General features: G+C 66.9%; 21 protein-coding genes. 11 read left to right on the forward strand and 10 right to left on the reverse strand.

All coding sequences use genetic code 11. The annotated features are described in order from the left end of the window. The first annotated feature begins 42 nt into the window (after nt 1-42). Nucleotides 43-594, forward strand: a complete 552-nt coding sequence (locus LMQ14_RS26480; RefSeq protein WP_267732555.1) for a TetR/AcrR family transcriptional regulator — start codon at nt 43-45, stop codon at nt 592-594. Here LMQ14_RS26480 and LMQ14_RS26485 read toward each other — a convergent pair. Beyond that, a complete protein-coding gene (locus tag LMQ14_RS26485; RefSeq protein ID WP_267732556.1) occupies nt 591-1931 on the reverse strand; it encodes an FAD-binding oxidoreductase in 1341 nt (446 codons plus the stop codon). The two genes, LMQ14_RS26480 and LMQ14_RS26485, sit on opposite strands and share 4 nt — an antisense overlap. A gap of 83 nt (nt 1932-2014) precedes the next feature. Between LMQ14_RS26485 and LMQ14_RS26490 the strand changes: the two genes are divergently transcribed. Continuing rightward, the gene (locus tag LMQ14_RS26490; protein ID WP_267732557.1) at nt 2015-2668 is read left to right on the forward strand and encodes a nitroreductase; all 654 of its coding nucleotides are present in this window, start codon (nt 2015-2017) and stop codon (nt 2666-2668) included. A 155-nt stretch (nt 2669-2823) separates the two neighbouring features. Here LMQ14_RS26490 and LMQ14_RS26495 read toward each other — a convergent pair whose 3' ends face one another. Together LMQ14_RS26495 and LMQ14_RS26500 are read right to left on the reverse strand one after the other, a co-directional pair. Further along, nucleotides 2824-3564 (reverse strand): glucose 1-dehydrogenase, encoded by a 741-nt coding sequence (locus LMQ14_RS26495; RefSeq protein ID WP_267732558.1) that lies wholly within the window; start codon nt 3562-3564, stop codon nt 2824-2826. Nucleotides 3565-3583: 19 nt separating this feature from the next. Next, nucleotides 3584-4684, reverse strand: coding sequence for a diacylglycerol kinase (locus LMQ14_RS26500; protein ID WP_267732559.1), 1101 nt, complete (start codon nt 4682-4684; stop codon nt 3584-3586). Between the two features lie 109 nt (nt 4685-4793). Between LMQ14_RS26500 and LMQ14_RS26505 the strand changes: the two genes are divergently transcribed. Genes LMQ14_RS26505 through LMQ14_RS26520 form a run of 4 tightly spaced genes read left to right on the forward strand, consistent with a single transcriptional unit; the run spans nt 4794 to nt 7871 of the window. Further along, a complete protein-coding gene (locus LMQ14_RS26505; protein ID WP_267732560.1) occupies nt 4794-5687 on the forward strand; it encodes an alpha/beta hydrolase in 894 nt (297 codons plus the stop codon). A 45-nt stretch (nt 5688-5732) separates the two neighbouring features. Then, nucleotides 5733-6023 (forward strand): YiaA/YiaB family inner membrane protein, encoded by a 291-nt coding sequence (locus tag LMQ14_RS26510; RefSeq protein ID WP_267732561.1) that lies wholly within the window; start codon nt 5733-5735, stop codon nt 6021-6023. A gap of 47 nt (nt 6024-6070) precedes the next feature. Beyond that, on the forward strand, nt 6071-7216 hold the full coding sequence (macS, locus tag LMQ14_RS26515; RefSeq protein ID WP_267732562.1) for a MacS family sensor histidine kinase: 1146 nt from the start codon (nt 6071-6073) through the stop codon (nt 7214-7216). Then, entirely contained in the window at nt 7209-7871 is a 663-nt protein-coding gene (locus LMQ14_RS26520; protein ID WP_267732563.1) for a response regulator, read from the forward strand. Before macS ends, LMQ14_RS26520 begins: the two co-directional genes overlap by 8 nt. A 146-nt stretch (nt 7872-8017) precedes the next feature. On the opposite strand, the gene LMQ14_RS26525 is transcribed toward LMQ14_RS26520, so the two are convergent. Both LMQ14_RS26525 and LMQ14_RS26530 read right to left on the reverse strand, forming a co-directional pair. Beyond that, on the reverse strand, nt 8018-9310 hold the full coding sequence (locus LMQ14_RS26525) for an acyltransferase family protein (RefSeq protein ID WP_267732564.1): 1293 nt from the start codon (nt 9308-9310) through the stop codon (nt 8018-8020). Between the two features lie 79 nt (nt 9311-9389). Further along, nucleotides 9390-10025 carry a TetR/AcrR family transcriptional regulator gene (locus LMQ14_RS26530; protein ID WP_267732565.1) on the reverse strand — a complete coding sequence of 212 codons (636 nt, stop codon included), beginning with the start codon at nt 10023-10025 and terminating at the stop codon, nt 9390-9392. Nucleotides 10026-10199: 174 nt separating this feature from the next. Between LMQ14_RS26530 and LMQ14_RS26535 the strand changes: the two genes are divergently transcribed. Together LMQ14_RS26535 and LMQ14_RS26540 are read left to right on the forward strand one after the other, a co-directional pair. Beyond that, nucleotides 10200-10325 carry a hypothetical protein gene (locus tag LMQ14_RS26535; RefSeq protein ID WP_090598460.1) on the forward strand — a complete coding sequence of 42 codons (126 nt, stop codon included), beginning with the start codon at nt 10200-10202 and terminating at the stop codon, nt 10323-10325. Between the two features lie 186 nt (nt 10326-10511). Beyond that, nucleotides 10512-10637, forward strand: coding sequence for a hypothetical protein (locus LMQ14_RS26540; RefSeq protein ID WP_267732566.1), 126 nt, complete (start codon nt 10512-10514; stop codon nt 10635-10637). Between the two features lie 178 nt (nt 10638-10815). On the opposite strand, the gene LMQ14_RS26545 is transcribed toward LMQ14_RS26540, so the two are convergent. Further along, entirely contained in the window at nt 10816-12045 is a 1230-nt protein-coding gene (locus tag LMQ14_RS26545) for a cytochrome P450 (RefSeq protein WP_267732567.1), read from the reverse strand. An 87-nt stretch (nt 12046-12132) separates the two neighbouring features. Here LMQ14_RS26545 and LMQ14_RS26550 point away from each other — a divergent pair, with 87 nt between their 5' ends. After that, entirely contained in the window at nt 12133-12750 is a 618-nt protein-coding gene (locus tag LMQ14_RS26550) for a TetR/AcrR family transcriptional regulator (protein ID WP_267732568.1), read from the forward strand. On the opposite strand, the gene LMQ14_RS26555 is transcribed toward LMQ14_RS26550, so the two are convergent. The 4 genes from LMQ14_RS26555 to LMQ14_RS26570 all read right to left on the reverse strand — a co-directional run bounded on the left by LMQ14_RS26555 (nt 12737) and on the right by LMQ14_RS26570 (nt 16135). Continuing rightward, nucleotides 12737-14161, reverse strand: a complete 1425-nt coding sequence (locus LMQ14_RS26555) for an NAD(P)(+) transhydrogenase (Re/Si-specific) subunit beta (protein WP_267732569.1) — start codon at nt 14159-14161, stop codon at nt 12737-12739. The genes LMQ14_RS26550 and LMQ14_RS26555 overlap by 14 nt on opposite strands. Continuing rightward, nucleotides 14158-14487: an NAD(P) transhydrogenase subunit alpha gene (locus tag LMQ14_RS26560; protein WP_267732570.1), complete on the reverse strand. Its 330-nt coding sequence runs from the start codon at nt 14485-14487 to the stop codon at nt 14158-14160. Before LMQ14_RS26560 ends, LMQ14_RS26555 begins: the two co-directional genes overlap by 4 nt. Then, nucleotides 14488-15591, reverse strand: a complete 1104-nt coding sequence (locus tag LMQ14_RS26565) for a Re/Si-specific NAD(P)(+) transhydrogenase subunit alpha (RefSeq protein WP_267732571.1) — start codon at nt 15589-15591, stop codon at nt 14488-14490. A 73-nt stretch (nt 15592-15664) separates the two neighbouring features. Beyond that, nucleotides 15665-16135, reverse strand: coding sequence for a nuclear transport factor 2 family protein (locus tag LMQ14_RS26570; RefSeq protein ID WP_267732572.1), 471 nt, complete (start codon nt 16133-16135; stop codon nt 15665-15667). A 146-nt stretch (nt 16136-16281) separates the two neighbouring features. On the opposite strand from LMQ14_RS26570, the gene LMQ14_RS26575 reads away from it, so the two are divergent. Further along, on the forward strand, nt 16282-17502 hold the full coding sequence (locus LMQ14_RS26575; protein ID WP_267735694.1) for an acyl-CoA dehydrogenase family protein: 1221 nt from the start codon (nt 16282-16284) through the stop codon (nt 17500-17502). Further along, the gene (locus LMQ14_RS26580; RefSeq protein ID WP_267732573.1) at nt 17495-18319 is read left to right on the forward strand and encodes a tyrosine-protein phosphatase; all 825 of its coding nucleotides are present in this window, start codon (nt 17495-17497) and stop codon (nt 18317-18319) included. The genes LMQ14_RS26575 and LMQ14_RS26580 overlap by 8 nt, the downstream gene beginning before the upstream one ends. Nucleotides 18320-18337: the final 18 nt, after the last annotated feature.

Consider the following 18337-nt stretch of genomic DNA (forward strand, 5'->3'; position numbering starts at 1 on the left):
ATAGATGTGGCTAGTTCGGCAATACTTCGTAAAGTTTCAGATATGACCCAGCCGGCCGCCGCACCGACCATGACCGAGGCTGACACCTCGACGCGTCAGCGGATCCTGTTGGCGACCGCCGAGGTGCTTGGGCGCAACGGCAAAACCAAACTCAGCCTGTCGGAGGTCGCCACCCAGGCCGGAGTCTCGCGGCCCACGCTCTACCGCTGGTTCGCGTCCAAAGAGGAGCTGTTGTCGGCGTTCTCGCAGTACGAGCGCCAGCTTTTCGAAAGCGGCCTGGTGCGAGCCACCGCGGGGCTCAAAGGCTACGAAAAGCTGGATGCCGTGCTGCGATTCATTGTCGAGTACCAGCATTCGTACTCGGGTGTGCGCATGGTCGATGTCGAACCCGAGCACACCATCGCCGAGTTCGCCCACGTCATCCCGCAGATGCGCGACGGTCTGCAACGACATCTGCCTGGCCCCAATGCCGCGGTGAAGGCGGCGACCGTGATCCGGATTGCGATCTCGCACTACATCGTTCGCAGCGACGACGCCGAGCAGTTCCTGGCCCAGCTGCGCCACGCCGTCGGGATCAAACCCGCAGCCGATTAGTCAAATAGCACCGCCGCGTTGAGGTATCCAGTCGGGTCCAGCGCGGCCTTGACCGACCGCATCGCAGCGATATCGGCTGCATCCCTTGACATTTCGAGATAATCGCGCTTGCGGCTGCCGACGCCGTGCTCGGAGCTGACGTTGCCGCCGCACCGCGCGATCAAGTCCATCATCGGCCCGTACAACGCCTTCTCCGCCTCCAGCGGCACGCGCAGCACGTTGAGGTGCAGGTTGCCCTCGCCGACATGGCCGAACAACAGGGGCACGGCGTCACTGACCCGCTCGTGAATCAGCGCGACCGCCTCCGCGGCGAACCCGGCGATCGCCGCCAGCGGCAGCGACACGTCGAACTTCAGCGGCGGCCCGTACACGCCGAGCACCTCGGCCAGTGCTTCGCGGACACGCCAGAGTCGTTGCTGTGCGGCAATATCCACACCCACCGCGGGCTCGGCGCACATCGGTGCGTCGGCGAGCAGGTCGGCCAGCCGCTCGGTCTGATCGTGATCGGCGGCCAGCTCCACTAACAGCAGCCAGTCCGCCTCGACCGGTGCACCGATCCCGAGGTGCTCGGCGGTCAGCGCGCCGGCGCGGCCGTCGATCAACTCGAGTGCGGCGATGCCGTCCACATCCCGGAACGTCCGGCCGGTGTCGATCAGCGCCTCGAGATCGTCGAAGCCGCACACCGCGGTCACCCGATGCGACGGGGTGGGGTGCAGCCGCAGATCCAGCGCCGTGATGACACCGAGCGTGCCCTCGGCGCCGACGAACAGTGCCGGGAGGTCGTATCCGGTGTTGTCGCTGCGCACCAGGCTGTGCCGGCGCAGCAGGGACCCGTCGGGCAGCGCCACGTCCAGGCCGACGACTTGCTCGCCCATGTTGCCGTAGCGGACCGTGCGCAGCCCGCCCGCATTGGTCGAGGCCATGCCGCCGACCGTCGCGGTGTCGCGCGCGGCGAGGTCCACGCCGAACAGCAGTCCCGCCGTCGTCGCGGCGTGTTGCACCGCGGCCAGCGTGGCCCCGGCACCGACCGCGATACGACGCTCTACGGTGTCGACATCGCCTAGCGCACAGAGCCTTTCAGTGGACAGCAGCACGTCGTCGTGTTCGGGAACCGTACCGGCCACCAGCGAGGTGCGACCGCCCTGGACGGTGACATGAGCCCCGGCATCACGGCACAGCCGCAACACCTCGGCGACCTCCTCGGCCGACCCCGGACGGACCAGCGCACTGGCGCGGCCCCGGTAGCGGCCGGTGTGGTCGACGCTGCGCCCGGACAGCACGTCGGGGTCGGTCACGACGTGCTTGGAGCCGACCGCGTCGTGCAAACTGCGCAGCATGTTCGCGGTTATAGCACCCGCCCACACCCGACGATCACACCGGCTTGGAAGACTGCGGGAATCACCCGACGCTGGGAGCACGGATGTACGACCTCGAAGACATGATCAGGCAACGCCGTTCGATCAGGATGTTCCTGCCGGATCGGCCGGTGCCCCGGGAATTGCTCCACGACGCGCTCGACCTGGCGATTCGCGCACCGTCGAACTCGAACGTGCAACCGTGGCACCTTTACTTCGCGTCGGGCGCGGCCAGGGGCCGCCTGGTGGCCGCGCTGCTCGAGGCCGCCGAAGCGGGACCGCCGAAAGTACCGCCGCTGCCGGATGCGTTCGCCCACTATCGAAGCGACACCGGGAAAGTGGTCTATGGGTCGATGGGCATCGCGCGCGACGACCAGGCAGGCCGGCGCACCGCGGTGTTGCGCAACTGGGAGTTCTTTCGCGCGCCGGTGGCCGGCGTCGTGTGCATGCATCACGAGCTGGGCCTGACCGACGCCCTCGGCGTCGGGATGTTCCTGCAGAACCTGATACTGGCGCTCACCGCACGCGGGCTGGGAACCTGCGTTCAGGTGGCGATCGCGGGCTATCCCGAAGTGCTCCGCGCGCAGCTCGACATCCCGGCCGAGTTGACCATCCTGTGTGGCCTGTCCGTCGGCTACCCGGACCCGGACTTTCCCGCCAACCACATCCGCCTCGGCCGTGACCCGGTCGATCAGAAGGTGGTGTTCGTCGACGACTAGTGGTTGTCGCTGTGCGCGTCCAGCACCCGGGCAGCACACAAAGTGCCCACCTCTGAGCGACAACCCGATCGCGCCCAACGAATTCCGCGGCGCTCCCGCGACATTGTCGCTCGGAGGCGGGCAAAAGCAGACTCGCCCCGGCGGCAAGACCGCCCCTAGAAGTCCTTGTGGTTCACGTCGGTGATCAGCCCGCCGTCCATGATGAACTCGCTGCCGGTGGAATAAGACGACTCGTCGCTGGCCAGGAACAGCACAAACGTCGCGACCTCGCGCACTTCGCCGGGCCGGCCCAGCGGGATGGTGACCATGTCCTCGGGCAGGTGCTTGGTCATCGGGGTGCGAATGAAGCCTGGGTGCACGGAGTTGACCCGGATGTTGTGCGGCGCCAGCTCCAGGGCGGCCGACTTGGCCAGGCCGCGCACGCCCCACTTGGACGCGACATACGGGTGCACCATAGGCGCTCCGCGCAGGCCTTCGATCGACGAAACGTTGATGATCGAGCCGCCGCCGGCCTCGATCATCGGGTCGACGGCGACCCGCATGCCCAGGAACGTCCCGGTCAGGTTGACGTCGATCACCTTCTGCCACTTCGCCAGGTCGAAGCTCCGCAGCGGGCCGAGCGCGACGGTGCCGGCGTTGTTGACCAGCACGTTGAGCTTCCCGAATTCGCCGATCGCGGTCGCGACCGCGGCTTCCCACTGGTCGAGCTGGGTGACGTCGAGGTGTACATAGCGCGCGGAGTCGCCGATCTCCTCGGCCAGCGCCTTGCCCTGGTCGTCCAGGATGTCGCCGATCACGACCTTGGCGCCCTCCTCGACGAGCAGGCGCGCGTCTTCGGCGCCCATGCCGCCGGCGGCGCCACTGATGAGTGCAACTTTGCCGTCTACTCGACCCACGTGCGGGTCTCCTTTCGATTTAAGTGGTCACCAAAGTGCTTGGTGCGTAAAGGCCTTTGCCGGTTACCAGCGGCAAATCGAGGGTGGTCCGGATGCCCGGCGGTGCCGCAATCACGGCCGGAATCGCGTTAACGACACGGCCCGCCGCGCCGGCAATTGCGGCGTGGTTGTGGTCACCCTTGCGGCTGCTCGGGATGATGTCGACGGCGTACGACGGCTCACCGGTGATCTCGACGCGATACGAGCCGTCGCCGGACGCGGGCTGGGGCAAGTCGGGGCGCAGGTCGGGCCGCAGTCGGGTGACGTGCTCGATCACGATGGCGGGGTGGCCCTTGACCATGCCGCGAATCTCGAACTGCAGCACCGCCACGGTGCCCTTGGCCACGTGGCCGATCGCGATGTCGAAATCCTCCGGCGCCGGCTCGCGCTGGTAGGACTCTTTGATCTCGTCGACCTCGATGCCGAGACCGGCCGCCAGCTGACGGATCGCGGTACCCCACGCGATGCTGAGGATGCCCGGTTGCAGCAGCATCGGGATTTCGTCCATCGGCCGGGCGAACCCCATGTAGGTCATGACTTCTTCACCGTCGTAGCTGGCGTAGTCGTGGATCTCCATGCAGCGCACCTGCTCGATGCGCTGACAGGTCCCGGCAAGCGCGAACGGGATCAGGTCGTTGGCGAACCCCGGGTCGACGCCGCTGATAAAGATGCTCGAATTACCTTGCCGGGCAGCATCTTCCACGCGAGCGATGTACTTGTCGGGCATCACGCCCCACGGGAACTGCAGCAGCCCGGGCGACGACCCGACGACGTTGATGCCGGCCGCCAGGATGCGCATGACGTCGGCCATCGCGTCGGGTAGCCGGGTATCGCCCATCGCGCAGTAGACGACGCACTCGGGCTTGGCGGCGATGATGGCGTCCAGGTCATTGACGGCTTTGATGCCGGTGACGGTCGGGGTATCCAGGCCGACGCCGCACAGTTCGCCGGCGTCGCGGCCCACCTTCTCCGGGGTGGACACGTTGACGCCGGTCAGTTCGAACTGCGGATTGGTGATCAGTTCGGCCAGGGCCAGGCCTCCGACATTTCCGGTACCGACGTGCCCGACGCGGATCGCCATGACAGTCTCCGTCCCTTGAAGCCTGGAAAGCTTTTCTAGACACTAGTCCATAACTTCCGGGGCGCCGACGGGGCCGGACTTAACCGCGGCCAGGCAGAATGGAATGGCGATGGCTCAGCGTGAAGACGTCCAATTCACCTCCGGTGCCGACCGGATCAGCGCGTGGCTCTATCGACCGTCCGACGTGGGCGATGCGCCGCTGTTGGTGATGGCGCACGGCCTGGGTGCGGTGCGCACCATGCGCCTCGATGCCTACGCCGAGCGGTTCAGCGCGGCCGGCTACGCCTGCCTGGTCTTCGACTACCGCAACTTCGGCGACAGCGAGGGTCAGCCGCGCCAGGTTCTCGACATCGACATGCAGCTCGCCGACTGGGCCGCCGCGGTGGCCTATGCCCGCACCCTCGACGGCGTCGATCACGATCGAATCGCGTTGTGGGGCACATCTTTTGCGGGCGGACATGTGATCAGCACGGCAGCCCGGCTACCGGGCATCGCCGCGGTCATCGCACAGTGTCCGTTCACCGACGGCATCGCATCGGCGCGCACGATCTCCTATCCGCTGGCCACCGCGCGCATCACCGCGCGGGCGATCCGCGACGTCATCGCCGCCCGCCGCGGCCGGCCCCCGGTGATGGTCGCGGCGGCGGGCAAACCGGGCGACGTCGCGCTGATGAACACCCCCGACTCCTACTCGGGGTACCTGCGGCTGGTTCCCGAGGGCGCCGAGCTGCGCAACGAGATCGCGGCACGCATCACGATGAAGATCTTCACCTACCGGCCCGGCCTGCTCACCCCGAAGATCGCCTGCCCCATCCTGTTCTGCGTCTGCGAGCACGATTCGCTGGCCCCCGCCGACGCGACCCTGCGCCATGCCGCCAATGCCCCCCGCGGCGAGGTGCGGACCTATCCCGAGGAGCATTTCGCGATCTACGTCGACGACGCTTTCGAGCGAGTGATCGCCGATCAGCTCGCCTTCCTCGACAAGCATCTGAAATCTGAGTAGTCCTACCCTGTCCGGCGATGCGGGTCCTTTCGCATGCTGGAGCACATGGAAATTCCCAATGGCACGTCGAAGAACACCGCCGCCTTTTTCATTCAGGCCGCCGTCGCGTTCGGGGTTAGCTTCGTCGCCGCACTCGGCGGGATCTTCTACCTCCCGCTTGATTCATGGCAGCGGCTGTTCCTCGGCATCACCGTGTTGTTCCTCGTCTCCAGCGCATTCACCTTGGCAAAGGTGATCCGCGATCAGCAGGAAGCCGCGACCATCCGGGTGCGTCTGGACGAAGCGCGCATGGAGAAGCTGTTCGCCGAACACAATCCATTCACCACCGCGACCTGATCCTCGGCGGGCCCGCGCCGGGCCGTCGCCGACTTATGCTGAGCGCGATGACGCGCCCCAATCCCGATCCGACGGCGCCGCTGTGGCGCGCGGCGCAGGTATTCCGGCTGCTGAGTTGCCTTTACGCGACGGGCTTCCAGATCGCCATCAACCCGGATCTGCGCCGGCCGATGCTGGGTTGGGTGCTGTTCGCGGTGCTGATCGGCTGGAGCGCGGCCTGCGCGATCGCCTACCTGCGCGGGTTCGGCCGAACGACGGTGTGGGTGATCGCCGAGATCGTGATCGTCGTCGCGCTGATGTGGTCCAACCGGGTGATCACGTTCGAGCACTGGGCGTCGGAAAACCAGACCTGGCCGACGACGTTGTGGGCCAGCAATCCCACGATCTCGGCCGCGATCCAGTTCGGCCCGGTCCGCGGGATGTTGACCGGTCTGGCGGTGATGGCCACCAATTTCGCCGTCAAGAACTACTTCGACCTCAACATGGGGCACAACGCCACGATCATCATCGAGCTGGCGATCGGCATGGCGATCGGCCTGGCCGCCCAAACCGCGCGACGCGCCCACGCCGACCTGCAACGCGCCGCCCAACTGTCCGCCGCGGTTCAAGAACGGGAGCGGCTATCGCGCGAGGTGCACGACGGCGCCATCCAGGTACTGGCGCTTGTGGCCAAGCGCGGCCACGAAATCGGCGGTGCCACAGCCGAATTGGCTGACCTTGCCAGCGAGCAGGAGCGCGCGCTGCGACGATGGGTCACGTCGGCCGGCGTCGACGAGCACGGGGACCGCACCACGCTCGATCTCGGCACGCTGCTGCGCCGCCGGGAGTCCGACCTGGTGTCGGTGAGCTTGCCGGGGACGCCGGTGGCCCTGCCGCGCCGGGTGGCCGCCGAGCTCGATGCCGCGGTGGGCAATGCCCTGGACAACGTGCGGGCGCACGCGGGTGCCGGCGCCCACGCGTTCGTGCTGCTGGAAGACCTGGGTGATTCGGTCACGGTCAGCGTGCGCGACGACGGCGTGGGCATCGCCGACGGCCGGCTCGAGGAAGCCGCCGGGCAGGGACGCCTGGGGATCTCGAAGTCGATCGTGGGACGGCTGGTGTCGCTGGGCGGCAGCGCGCAGCTGCACGGCGAACCGGGTGAAGGTGTCGAGTGGGAACTGTGCGTGCCGCGCGACGGGGGACGAGATGACTGACGACACCGCGACGACGGTGATGGTGGTGGACGACCATCCGATCTGGCGCGACGCAGTGGCCCGCGACCTCGCCGAGGACGGGTTCAACGTGGTCGCCACGGCCGACAGCGTGGCCGCCGCCCGGCGCCGGGCGGCCGTGGTCAAGCCCGACGTGGTGGTGATGGACATGCGCCTGTCCGACGGCGACGGCGCGCAGGCGACGGCCGAGGTGCTCGCGGTCTCACCCGAGACTCGGGTGCTGGTGCTGTCGGCCTCGGACGAACGCGACGACGTCCTGGAGGCCGTCAAGGCCGGGGCCACCGGCTACCTGGTCAAGAGCGCGTCGAAAGCCGAACTGGCCGAGGCCGTGCAGGCCACCGCGGCCGGGCGGGCCGTGTTCACCCCCAGCCTGGCCGGCCTGGTGCTGGGCGAATACCGCCGCATCGCCCAGAGTAAGGACTCGGGACCGGCCGGGCCCAGCCTGACCGAGCGCGAGACCGAGGTGTTGCGCCATGTGGCAAAGGGGCTGTCGGCCAAGCAAATTGCCGAACGGCTGTCGTTGAGCCACCGCACCGTCGAAAATCACATCCAAGCGACATTCCGAAAGCTGCAAGTCGCCAATCGCGTGGAGTTGACTCGCTACGCCATCGAGCACGGTCTGGACGGCGAACCCTAAGCCGGATACGGCTGCCGCGCCGGACGCGAAACCGCGAGCGCCACAGTCGATATCGTCGCGACGAGGGTGTAAGCGAAGATGGTCCACGCCACCGGCTGGCTGGGCAAGTGCGACCGCAATGGGGGCGGTGGACTGCTGCAGGGATTTCACAACCGCTCCCGACCGGCCGCGGCGAGCGCCCGAGCGCCCACCAGGGCGGTCACCATCGTCGCGACACAGATCAGCCCGTCGTCCTTGAGGCCGTATTTGATCGACGCCAGGGTCGCCACCCCCGCGACGCACAGCAGCAGCCCGGCGGCCACGCCCCGGCCGGTCGAGGTGATGGCCGGAGCGCCGTCCCAGCCGGCCAGCGGGTTGTTCTCCAGCGGCCGCAGCACCAGGAACAGCACCGCCACCGTGGCGACCATCAGGAGCAGCTGCAGGACGCTGATCGCGAGGTAATCCGGTTGGCCTGGGTAGCGAGCGTGACCGGTCAGGTCGAAGAGCAGGTGCATGCCGAGCAGTGCGGGCATGTGCCACAGGTACAGCGTCATCGCGCCGGAGTTGCCGAGCGCGGTCCACCACCACACGCGCGGTCGCTGCGCCCACCGGGTGATCGCGGGCATTGCCGCGATGGCCAGCGCGCTCAGGACGATCGCGTGCCCGGCCTGCAGCAGCGACGGCGGGCTGGTGTTGGACAGGTGGTGGTCCCCGGTGCCGACCAGGCTGATTTCATACGGCCCCCAGCACACCAGGGCGATGTTGACGGCGAATACGCCCGCCGCCGTGACCAGCGCGGCACGCCCGGTGAGCAGCTCACGACGGTACGCGACGCCGAACATCGCGGGGATCAGCCAGACCGCGAGGTTGAGATAACCCAGCCCCGACGCGGCGGGCCAGTGCAGCCGGGTGGCGTCGATGACAGCGATGGTCCCGTAGACGGCACCCACCCCCGCGACGAAACGGGTTCGGGTGGTAATTCGAGCCAAGGCCGGCATCGCGGCCAACACCAGCACGTAGGCGCCCAGGAACCACAGCAGCTGGATGCTGACGCCGGCGATGGGTTCGTAGATGTGTTGGGGCAGAACGGGATACAGCAAGGTGAGCGCAACCGCCCAGAATCCGAGGTAATAGAACACCGGCCGGAACAGCCGGGTGCAGCGTTTCATCAGCCAGCCGCCCCAGTTGGTGCCGGGCCGCCAGGACGACAGGCTCGCCGCGGCGCCGGCGAAGAAGAACAGCGGCATGATCTGGAGAATCCAGGTGAGGGCCTGAAACACCACCGAGGTGGTCAGCAGGTTGTCCCAGATGAGCACGTGGTTGCGGATGACGCTGATTGCCATCACGGTGTGACCGGCCACGACGCCGATCAGGGACACGATGCGGATGACGTCGAGGGCGCGGTCGCGATCGGCCGGCGTCTGGGCGGCCAGCTCGGCCGGGGTGGGAAGTGTTTGCACCCGAAAAGCATCGCCGAGCAGCAAACCCCAAGTCCCGCGCAGTTCTACCCGTCAAGCCTGAGTAGTTCTACTCAAACGACTACGGCCCGAGCGGAGCCTCGGTGCGGATCGCCTCGTCGCGGATCAGGCCCCGCAGCAGCGCGGTGCTGAACTCGGCGGCGATTTCCTTGGCGCTGCGCCGGCCACTGGGCCGCAGCCACCGGTAGCTGCCCAGCGTCATCCCGATGTAGCCCAGCGCCAGCACGTGAGAGTCGCACTGGTAGAACTCGCCGCTGGCGATGCCGCGGTCGATCAGGCCGTGTACGTGGTGGTAGACCTGGGCTTCCTTCTCGCGGACCTCGGCGACCTGTTCCTCGGTGAACCATTCGGTGATGTAGGGCTGCTCCTGGAAGTACACCGCGGCCCGCTCGGGATCGCTCGCGATCCCGGTGAGCAGCCGAATCGTGTATTGATAGAGCGCCTCGCGTGCCGTCCAGGAGGGATCGTCGTGGACGGCGGCCAGCGTGCCCTCGGCGGCCTGGCGGTAGATGTCGAACAGGATGAGCGACTTGCTGGCGTAGTAGTGGTAGACCGTCGCCTTGTTCAGGCCGATGACGTCGGCGACGTCGTCCATCCGGGTGCCGTGGTAACCGCGGGCCGCGAACAGCTTGGTGGCAACCGCCAGCAACTCCTCGCGGCGCGTTAACCCGTTGCGGGTGATGCTGTCGGATGACATCTTTACTCACTATCGTCGCTGCCAACGGGGCGGCATGGGCTTAGTGCCGGGCCCGGTTAAGGCAAAGTACCAATCAACTGGTTGGACAGTTTAGAGGTATCGGCGCCTGTCGCACCGGCACGGATGTGACTAGACTCCATTATTTGAACTAGTCGCGAGTACAGAGGTGGGGCGATGGATCCTAGTCCGGATTACGACGGCAGCGACGAAATCGAATTCTTCATGAAGTATTTCACCTGGGGCTTGCGCGGGGTTCAGGACGGAAACGGTTACCCGCCGCCCGCGTACCCGCCCGTCTAGACAGACTTTTTCGCGTCCCGAACAAATCGCGACTCGGCCCGCTCAGCGGCCGCTTAGTGTCACACATTCACGTTGAGCCGCAGGACAATTCAGCCCTAAGCCCGTTGTCCCGGCGGCGGTGGACGTCCGGCGGCCGCGGACATCTCCGGGACGCCGGTGGGCTTCGCCGAAACTAACGTGGGCCAAGTGGACCCGAGCCCGGACTATGACGCGAGTGACGAAATCGAGTTCTTCATGGGCTACCTGAGTTGGGGCTTGCGCGGGGTCGAGAGCGGCCAGGGATACCCGCCGCCGGCGTATCCGCCCGTCTAAAGCGCCTTCGCGAGGGCCAGTCCCACCAGTCACTGTTCCGCGGGCAGCATGCAAATTGCCCGCCTCTGAGCGACAAATCCAAGGCTCGCGCGATGCGCCAGGCGTTGTCGCTCAGAGGCGGGCAAAAAGCGTATTCCCGCTCCCAGAGGGAGCAGTGGCGGAAGTGACTCGGCGCCGGTCAGCCGCGGTAGGCGACGTCGAGGCGTTTGACGCCGTTGATCCAGCCCGATCGCAGTCGTTGCGGTTCCGCCAGCTTGGCGATGTCGGGTAATTGCTCGGCGAGCTCGTCGAAAATCAATTTGATCTCCATGCGGGCCAAGTTCGCACCGATGCAGTAGTGCGCCCCATTGCCACCGAAACTCAGGTGCGGGTTGGGGTTGCGCAGGATGTCGAATTGAAATGGGTTTTCGAAGACTTCTTCGTCGAAGTTGGCCGAGCTGTAGAACAGGCCCACCCGCTGACCTTCCCGGACGGTGACACCGCCCACTTCGACGTCGGCAAGGGCGGTGCGCTGGAAGCAATGCACGGGGCTGGCCCACCGGATGATCTCGTCGACCGCGGTGGCCGGCCGCTCCCGCTTGAACAGCTCCCATTGTTCGGGGTTGTCCAGGAACGCGTTCATCCCGTGCGTCATGGCGTTGCGCGTGGTCTCGTTGCCGGCCACGGCCAGCAGGATGACAAAGAACGCGAATTCGACGTCGCCCAGCGCATCGCCATCGATGTCGGCCTGGATCAGTCGCGTGACGATGTCGTCGGCCGGGCAGCGGCGCCGCTCGTCGGCCATGTTGTAGGCGTATGCCATCAGCTCGGCATTGGCAGTGGTGGGATCGCTGTCGAAGTCGGGATCGTCGGTGTTCATGATCGCGTTGGTCCAGTCGAACAATTTCGCGCGATCCGTCTCCGGCACGCCGATCAGGTCGGCGATCGCCAGCAGGGGCAGGTTCATCGCGATGTCGCCGACGAAGTCGCCGTCCGGCTTGAGCGCGGCGGTGCGCACGATTTCGGCCGCCGCCCCGGCCAGCTTCTCTTCGAGCCCGCCGATCGCACGCGGGGTGAAGAGCCGCGACACCAGCTTGCGCAGCCGGGTGTGTTCGGGCGCGTCGTGGTTGATCAGCAAGGCCTTGGTCAGCTCGAGCTGATCAGCGGTGACCCCTTCGGGCATCCGCATGACCGCGCCCTTGCGGTTGGTCGACCAGAGTTCGTTGTTGCGCGAGATGGCTCCGACGTCCTCGTGGCGGCTGATCACCCAATAGCCACCGTCGTCGAAGATCGACTCGGGCTGCGCGTTCCACCAGACCGGGGCCGTACGGCGCAGCTCGGCGAATTGGGTGACCGGAAGTCCGGCCAGCAATACGTCGGGGTCGGTGAAATCGAAGTTCTCTCCGAACGGACACGTTGTTGCAGTCATCTCGTCTCCTTTGACCCCACCGATCATACAGATGATTGCAAGACGTATGACCTGCTGGGTCGCGGGCGCGTCCGCTATCGTCGCGATGTGCGGACCCGTGGATGGGGCGGCAGCGTTCCGGCCAGCGATGAGGAGGCGGTAACCCGCATCCTGGCGGCCGCCCGCCACACCATCGACGAGCGCGGCGACCAGATCTCGTTGGCCGATGTCGCGCGCACCCTGAACGTGACGCGCCAGACGATCTATCACTACTTCGCATCGACCGACGAGCTGCTCCAGGCGACGGCCCTGGACGCGACCGCCGATTTCATGGACCACCTGGCGACGGCGCTGCACGGGATGACCGACCCGGCGGCGGCGCTGATCGAGGGCATTTGCCTGACCCTGGAGCGATTGCCGAAAGATCCCTACATCGGCCTGTTGCTGCGGACGTCGCGCACCGCGGCGTTCGCCGAACAGGTCACCGTCACCAACGACACCGCCCGCGTGCTGGGCCGCTCGATTTTGGACCGCCTCGACGTCGACTGGTCGGCGTTCGAACCCGCCGCGGTGGAAGACATCCTGCAGATCGTGCTGCGCACGCTGCAGTCGTTCATCATGTCCCCGCCGGCCGGCGGGGGACCCGACCTACGCCGGCTGCTCGGCGTGTGGGTCGGTCCCGTCGTCGCGGCGCTTCAGGCGGCCGGCCCGCCTACAGGGCCTTGAGCTCCTCGGCGACCGCGGTCACCGACTTCTTCGCGTCGCCGAACAGCATGCTGGTGCCCTCGCCGTAGAACAGCGGGTTGTCGATGCCGGCGAACCCGGAGTTCATCGACCGCTTGAGCACGATCACCGACCTGGCCTTGTCCACGTTGAGGATCGGCATGCCGTAGATCGGGCTGGAGGCATCGTTGCGGGCGGCCGGGTTGGTGACGTCGTTGGCGCCGATGACGATCGCGACGTCGGTGCGCGCGAACTCGTCGTTGATGTCGTCCATGTCCTTCATGGCGTCGTAGTCGACCTCGGCCTCGGCCAGCAACACGTTCATGTGGCCGGGCATGCGGCCGGCCACCGGGTGGATCGCGTACTTCACCGTCACACCCTTGTTCTCCAGCAGGGCCGCCATGTCCTTGACCGCGTGCTGGGCTTGCGCGACGGCCAGGCCGTAACCCGGCACCACGATCACCTGGTTGGCGTAGGCCATCTGAATCGCGGCGTCGGCGGCCGACGTGGACTTGACGGTCTTGTCGCCGCCGCCGTCGCCGCTGGGCGCCACGCCCCCGCCACCGAAACCGCCCGCGACGATCGCCGGGATGGAGCGGTTCATCGCCTTGGCCATCAGGTTGGTCAGGATCGAACCGGACGCGCCGACGATCATGCCCGCCACGATCATCGCGGTGTTGTTCAGCGCCAAACCGGCTGCGGCGGCTGACAGTCCGGTCATCGCGTTGAGCAGTGAGATGACCACCGGCATGTCGGCGCCGCCGATGGGCAGCACCACCATCAGTCCCAGCACCCCGGCGGCGGCCAGCAGGCCGATCATCCACCACAGCGGCGCTCCACCGCTGCCGGGATGGGCGTGCAGGCCGATGACCACGGCGGCGGCCACGGCCGCGATCAGCAGCAGCAAGTTGACCGGTTGCTGCAGCCTGCCGAAGCCGATCGGCGATCCGGAGATGATCTCCTGCAGCTTGCCGAACGCGATGATCGATCCCCAGAACGAGATCGAGCCGATGATCGCGGCGAACAACGACGCCACCACGATGTGCACGGTCGGGGATTCGCCGTGCTGGAAGGCCGAGAAGCCCTTGGTGTCAATGAATTCCGCGAGCGCGATCAGCGCGACCGTGCCACCGCCCACGCCGTTGAAGAACGCCACCAGCTGCGGCATGGCGGTCATCTTGGTCATGCGGGCCGGGGGAACACCCAGCGCAACGCCCACGACCAGACCGGCGATGATCAGCACCCACGACTCGGTGTGCCGGATCTTGACCAGCGTCGCCCCGACCGCCAGGGCCATGCCCACCGCGGCGATCAGGTTGCCGCGCACCGCGGTCTTGGGCCCGGTCAGGCCCATCAAGCCGTAGATGAAGAGCGCGAACGAGATGATGTAGAGGGTCGTGACCAGGTAGTTCATTTGGCCGCGGGCTCCTCGGTCTTAGCTTGCGGGGCAGCCCTTTTGCCCTTGAACATGCCCAACATCCGGTCGGTGACGATGAAGCCGCCGATCACGTTCAGCGTTCCGAACACCACCGCGACGAACAGGATGATCTGCACCGCCAGCGACGGGTGCTCGACCTCCCCGAACACCACCAGCGCGCCCAGCACCACGATGCCGTGGATCGCGTTGGTGCCCGACATCAGCGGCGTGTGCAGCGTGTTGGGCACCTTGGAGATCACCGCGAACCCGACGAATCCGGACAGCACCAGAATCGCGAGATTCTCTAATAACTCGTCGTACATCTAGGAGTCCTCTCGGTCGCGGGTCACACATGAGTCCGCGATAACTTCATCGTCGAAGTCGGGGGCCAGCTTGCCGTCGGTGATCAACAGCTCCAGGAGCGCGGTGATGTTCTTGCTGTAGAGCTCGCTGGCGTGCTCGGGCATTGTCGCCGGCAGGTTCAGCGGCGAGGCGATGGTGACATCGTGCTTCACGACCGTCTGCCCGGGCTCGGTGAGCTCGCAGTTGCCGCCGGTCTCCCCGGCCAGGTCGACCACCACGCTGCCGGGCTTCATCGCCTCCACCGCGACGGCGGTGACCAGGCGCGGCGCGGGCCGGCCCGGGACCAGCGCCGTGGTGATCACGACGTCGAATCCGCTGATCGCCTTTTCCAAGGCCTGCTGCTGCTGTTCGCGCTCCTCGTCGGTGAGCTCGCGGGCGTAGCCGCCCTCACCGGCCGCGTCGATGCCGACGTCGAGCCACTGCGCTCCGACCGAACGCACCTGGTCGGCCACCTCCGGGCGGACGTCGTAGCCGGTGGTGCGCCCACCGAGCCGCTTGGCCGTGGCCAGCGCCTGCAGCCCGGCCACGCCCACCCCGAGCACCAGCACCGTGGCCGGCTTCACCGTGCCCGCCGCCGTGGTCAGCATCGGGAAAAACCGCGTCGACTCCGACGCGGCCAGCAGCACGGCCTTATAACCGGAGACGTTGCCCTGCGACGACAACGCATCCATCGCCTGCGCGCGCGAGATCCGCGGAATGGCTTCCAGCGCGAACGCCTGCACACCGGCCGCCTTGAGGGCACCGATCGAGTTCTCGGCATTGCGGGGCGCCAGGAAGCCGATCAGCGTCTGGCCGCTGCGCAGTTTGCCCACCTCGTCGGCGGTCGGCGGCGCGACCTTGACCACGATGTCGGCGGACCACGCGTCCCCGATCGTGGCGCCGGCTTCGGTGTAGAGCTCGTCGGGCAACAATGCCCGCGCACCCGCGCCGGACTCGACCACGACCGCCACACCGGTGCTCACCAGGGATGCGACCGCCTTCGGGACCAGTGCAACACGGCGCTCATCGGTCCCGGATTCAGCAACGACCCCGACCTTGACGAGCTCTGACTGCGCATCTGTCATGGCGCGTACATCTACTTTCCTTAGCTCAGCTGCGTTGTTGCGAACCTCGTTGAGTTGAACACCCTAGCGGCCGCTACCAAAGCGGGATGTCTTGGCCGTGTTCCGATACGGGCCGGGGCCCGAAGTGGCGGCGCTGCGATTCGTCGATCCGGATGTCGTTGATGCTGGCCTCGCGGCGCGCCATCAATCCGGACGGCGAGAATTCCCACAATTCGTTGCCGTAGCTGCGATACCACTGGCCGGTGTCGTCGTGGCACTCGTACTGAAACCGCACGGCGATCCGGTTGTCGTGGAAGTCCCACAGCACCTTGCGCAACGAATAGTCGAGTTCGCGCTGCCACTTGCGGGTCAGGAACGCCACGATCTCGGCCCGGCCGACGACGTGTTCGCCACGGTTTCGCCATTGCGAGTCGGGCGTGTAGGCCAGGCTGACTTTTTCGGGGTCGCGGGTGTTCCAGGCGTCCTCGGCGGCCTGGACCTTCTGCAGCGCTGTTTCGAGGGTGAACGGGGGAAACGGGGGACGGGATTCGGCGGCGTCACTCATGAGTCCATCGTGCTCGATCGTGACCGCGAAAGATAAGCGGGGACCGGGTGACTCGGCGGGTATTCACCGAGGTTTTCCGGTCGCGCCGGCGACCTGAAACTGGACGCCGCGGGGCGTGTCCTATCGTGACGGTCATGGACTTCGCGATGTCGGCTAAGGCCACCGACTACCACAAGCGGTTGTCCGACTTCATGACTGAGTATGTCTTTCCGGCTGAGGCCGCCTACGACAACTACCGCCACGAGGCCGGCCAAGACGACCACACCGTTCCACCAGTCATCGAGGAACTCAAAACCAAGGCCAAAGAGCGCGGCCTGTGGAACCTGTTCCTGCCGGCCGAGTCCGGCTTGACCAACCTGGAATACGCCCCGCTGGCCGAGCTGACCGGCTGGAGCCTGGAGCTCGCACCCGAGGCGGTCAACTGCGCGGCGCCCGACACCGGGAACATGGAAACCCTGCACCTGTTCGCCACCGAGGAGCAGCGCAAGCAGTGGCTGGAACCGCTGCTGGCCGGCGAGATCCGCAGCGCCTTCTCGATGACCGAGCCGGCGGTCGCCAGCAGCGACGCCCGCAACATCCAAACGTCCATCGAGCGCGACGGCGGCGACTACGTCATCAACGGCCGCAAGTGGTGGACCTCGGGCGCGTCGGACCCGCGCTGCAAGATCCTGATCGTGATGGGCCGCACCAATCCCGACGCGGCCAGCCACCAGCAGCAGTCGATGGTGCTCGTCCCGATGGACACCCCGGGCGTGCAGGTGCTGCGCTCGACGCCCGTCTTCGGCTGGCAGGACCAGCACGGGCACTGCGAGATCGTCTACGACAACGTCCGTGTTCCGGCCACCAACCTGCTCGGCGAGGAGGGCGGCGGCTTCGCGATCGCCCAGGCCCGGCTCGGCCCGGGCCGCATCCACCACTGCATGCGCGCGCTCGGCGGGGCCGAACGCGCCCTGGCCCTGATGGTGCACCGCGCGAACAACCGGATTGCGTTCGGCCGTCCACTGGCCGACCAGGGTCTCGTCCAGCAAGCAATTGCCAAGTCCCGCAACGAAATCGACCAGGCCAGGCTGCTCTGCGAGAAGGCGGCATGGACGATCGACCAGCACGGCAACAAGGCCGCCCACCTGCTGGTGTCGCAGATCAAAGCGGTGGCACCGCAAATCGCCTGCGACGTCATCGACCGCGCGATCCAGGTGCATGGGGCCGCCGGCATCAGCGACGACACCGTGCTCGCCCGGCTCTACGGCTGGCATCGCGCCATGCGGATCTTCGACGGACCCGACGAGGTGCACATGCGGACGATCGCGCGTTCCGAAATCGGCCGGGAACAATCCACCTTCGCCGCGGCAGTGACCACCAATGACTGAGGCCTTGCGAGAACTGTCCGGCGCGTGGAACTTTCGTGACGTCGCCGACGGCACGCCCGCGCTGCGGCCGGGACGGCTCTTCCGGTCCGGCGAGCTGAGCAGGCTCGACGACAACGGCCGAGAGACGCTGCGCGAGTTGGGGATTACCGACGTCGCCGACCTGCGCGCGGCGCGCGAGGTGGCCCGGCGCGGGCCGGGACTGGTTCCCGACGGCATCGACATCCACCTGCTGCCGTTTCCCGACCTCGGTGACGAAGAGCCGACCGACGACGACGCGCCGCACGAAACCGCGTTTCGGCGGCTGTTCGAGGGCGAGGCCGACCAGTCCGACGAAGAAGTCAACGAGGCCGCCGTCCGTCACATGACCGACGAATACCGGCAATTCCCCACCCGCAACGGCGCGCAACGCGCTGTGCAGCATGTCTTTTCGTTGCTCGCAGCGGGGCGCCCGGTGCTCACGCACTGTTTTGCGGGCAAGGACCGCACCGGTTTCGTGATCGCCACCGTGCTGGAAACGATCGGTATCGATCGCGACACCATCGTCGCCGACTACCTGCGCAGCAACGCCGCAGTACCTCAACTGCGCGACCACATCTACGAAATGATCCAGCAGCGCTCCGACGTCGAACTGACCCCGGAGGTCGTCACGTTCACCAAGGCGCGGCTGGCCGACGGAGTCCTCGGCGTGCGCCCGGAGTACCTGGACGCCGCCCGCCAAACGGTCGACAGGGAGTTTGGCTCGCTGGACGCCTACCTGCGCGACGCGGGCGTCACGCAGGCGGATGTGGACCGGCTGCGCAACGAGCTGCTCGCCTAACCCGCTGGCGCCAAGACC

Source organism: Mycobacterium sp. Aquia_213 (genome assembly GCF_026625985.1).
GTDB lineage: Bacteria > Actinomycetota > Actinomycetes > Mycobacteriales > Mycobacteriaceae > Mycobacterium.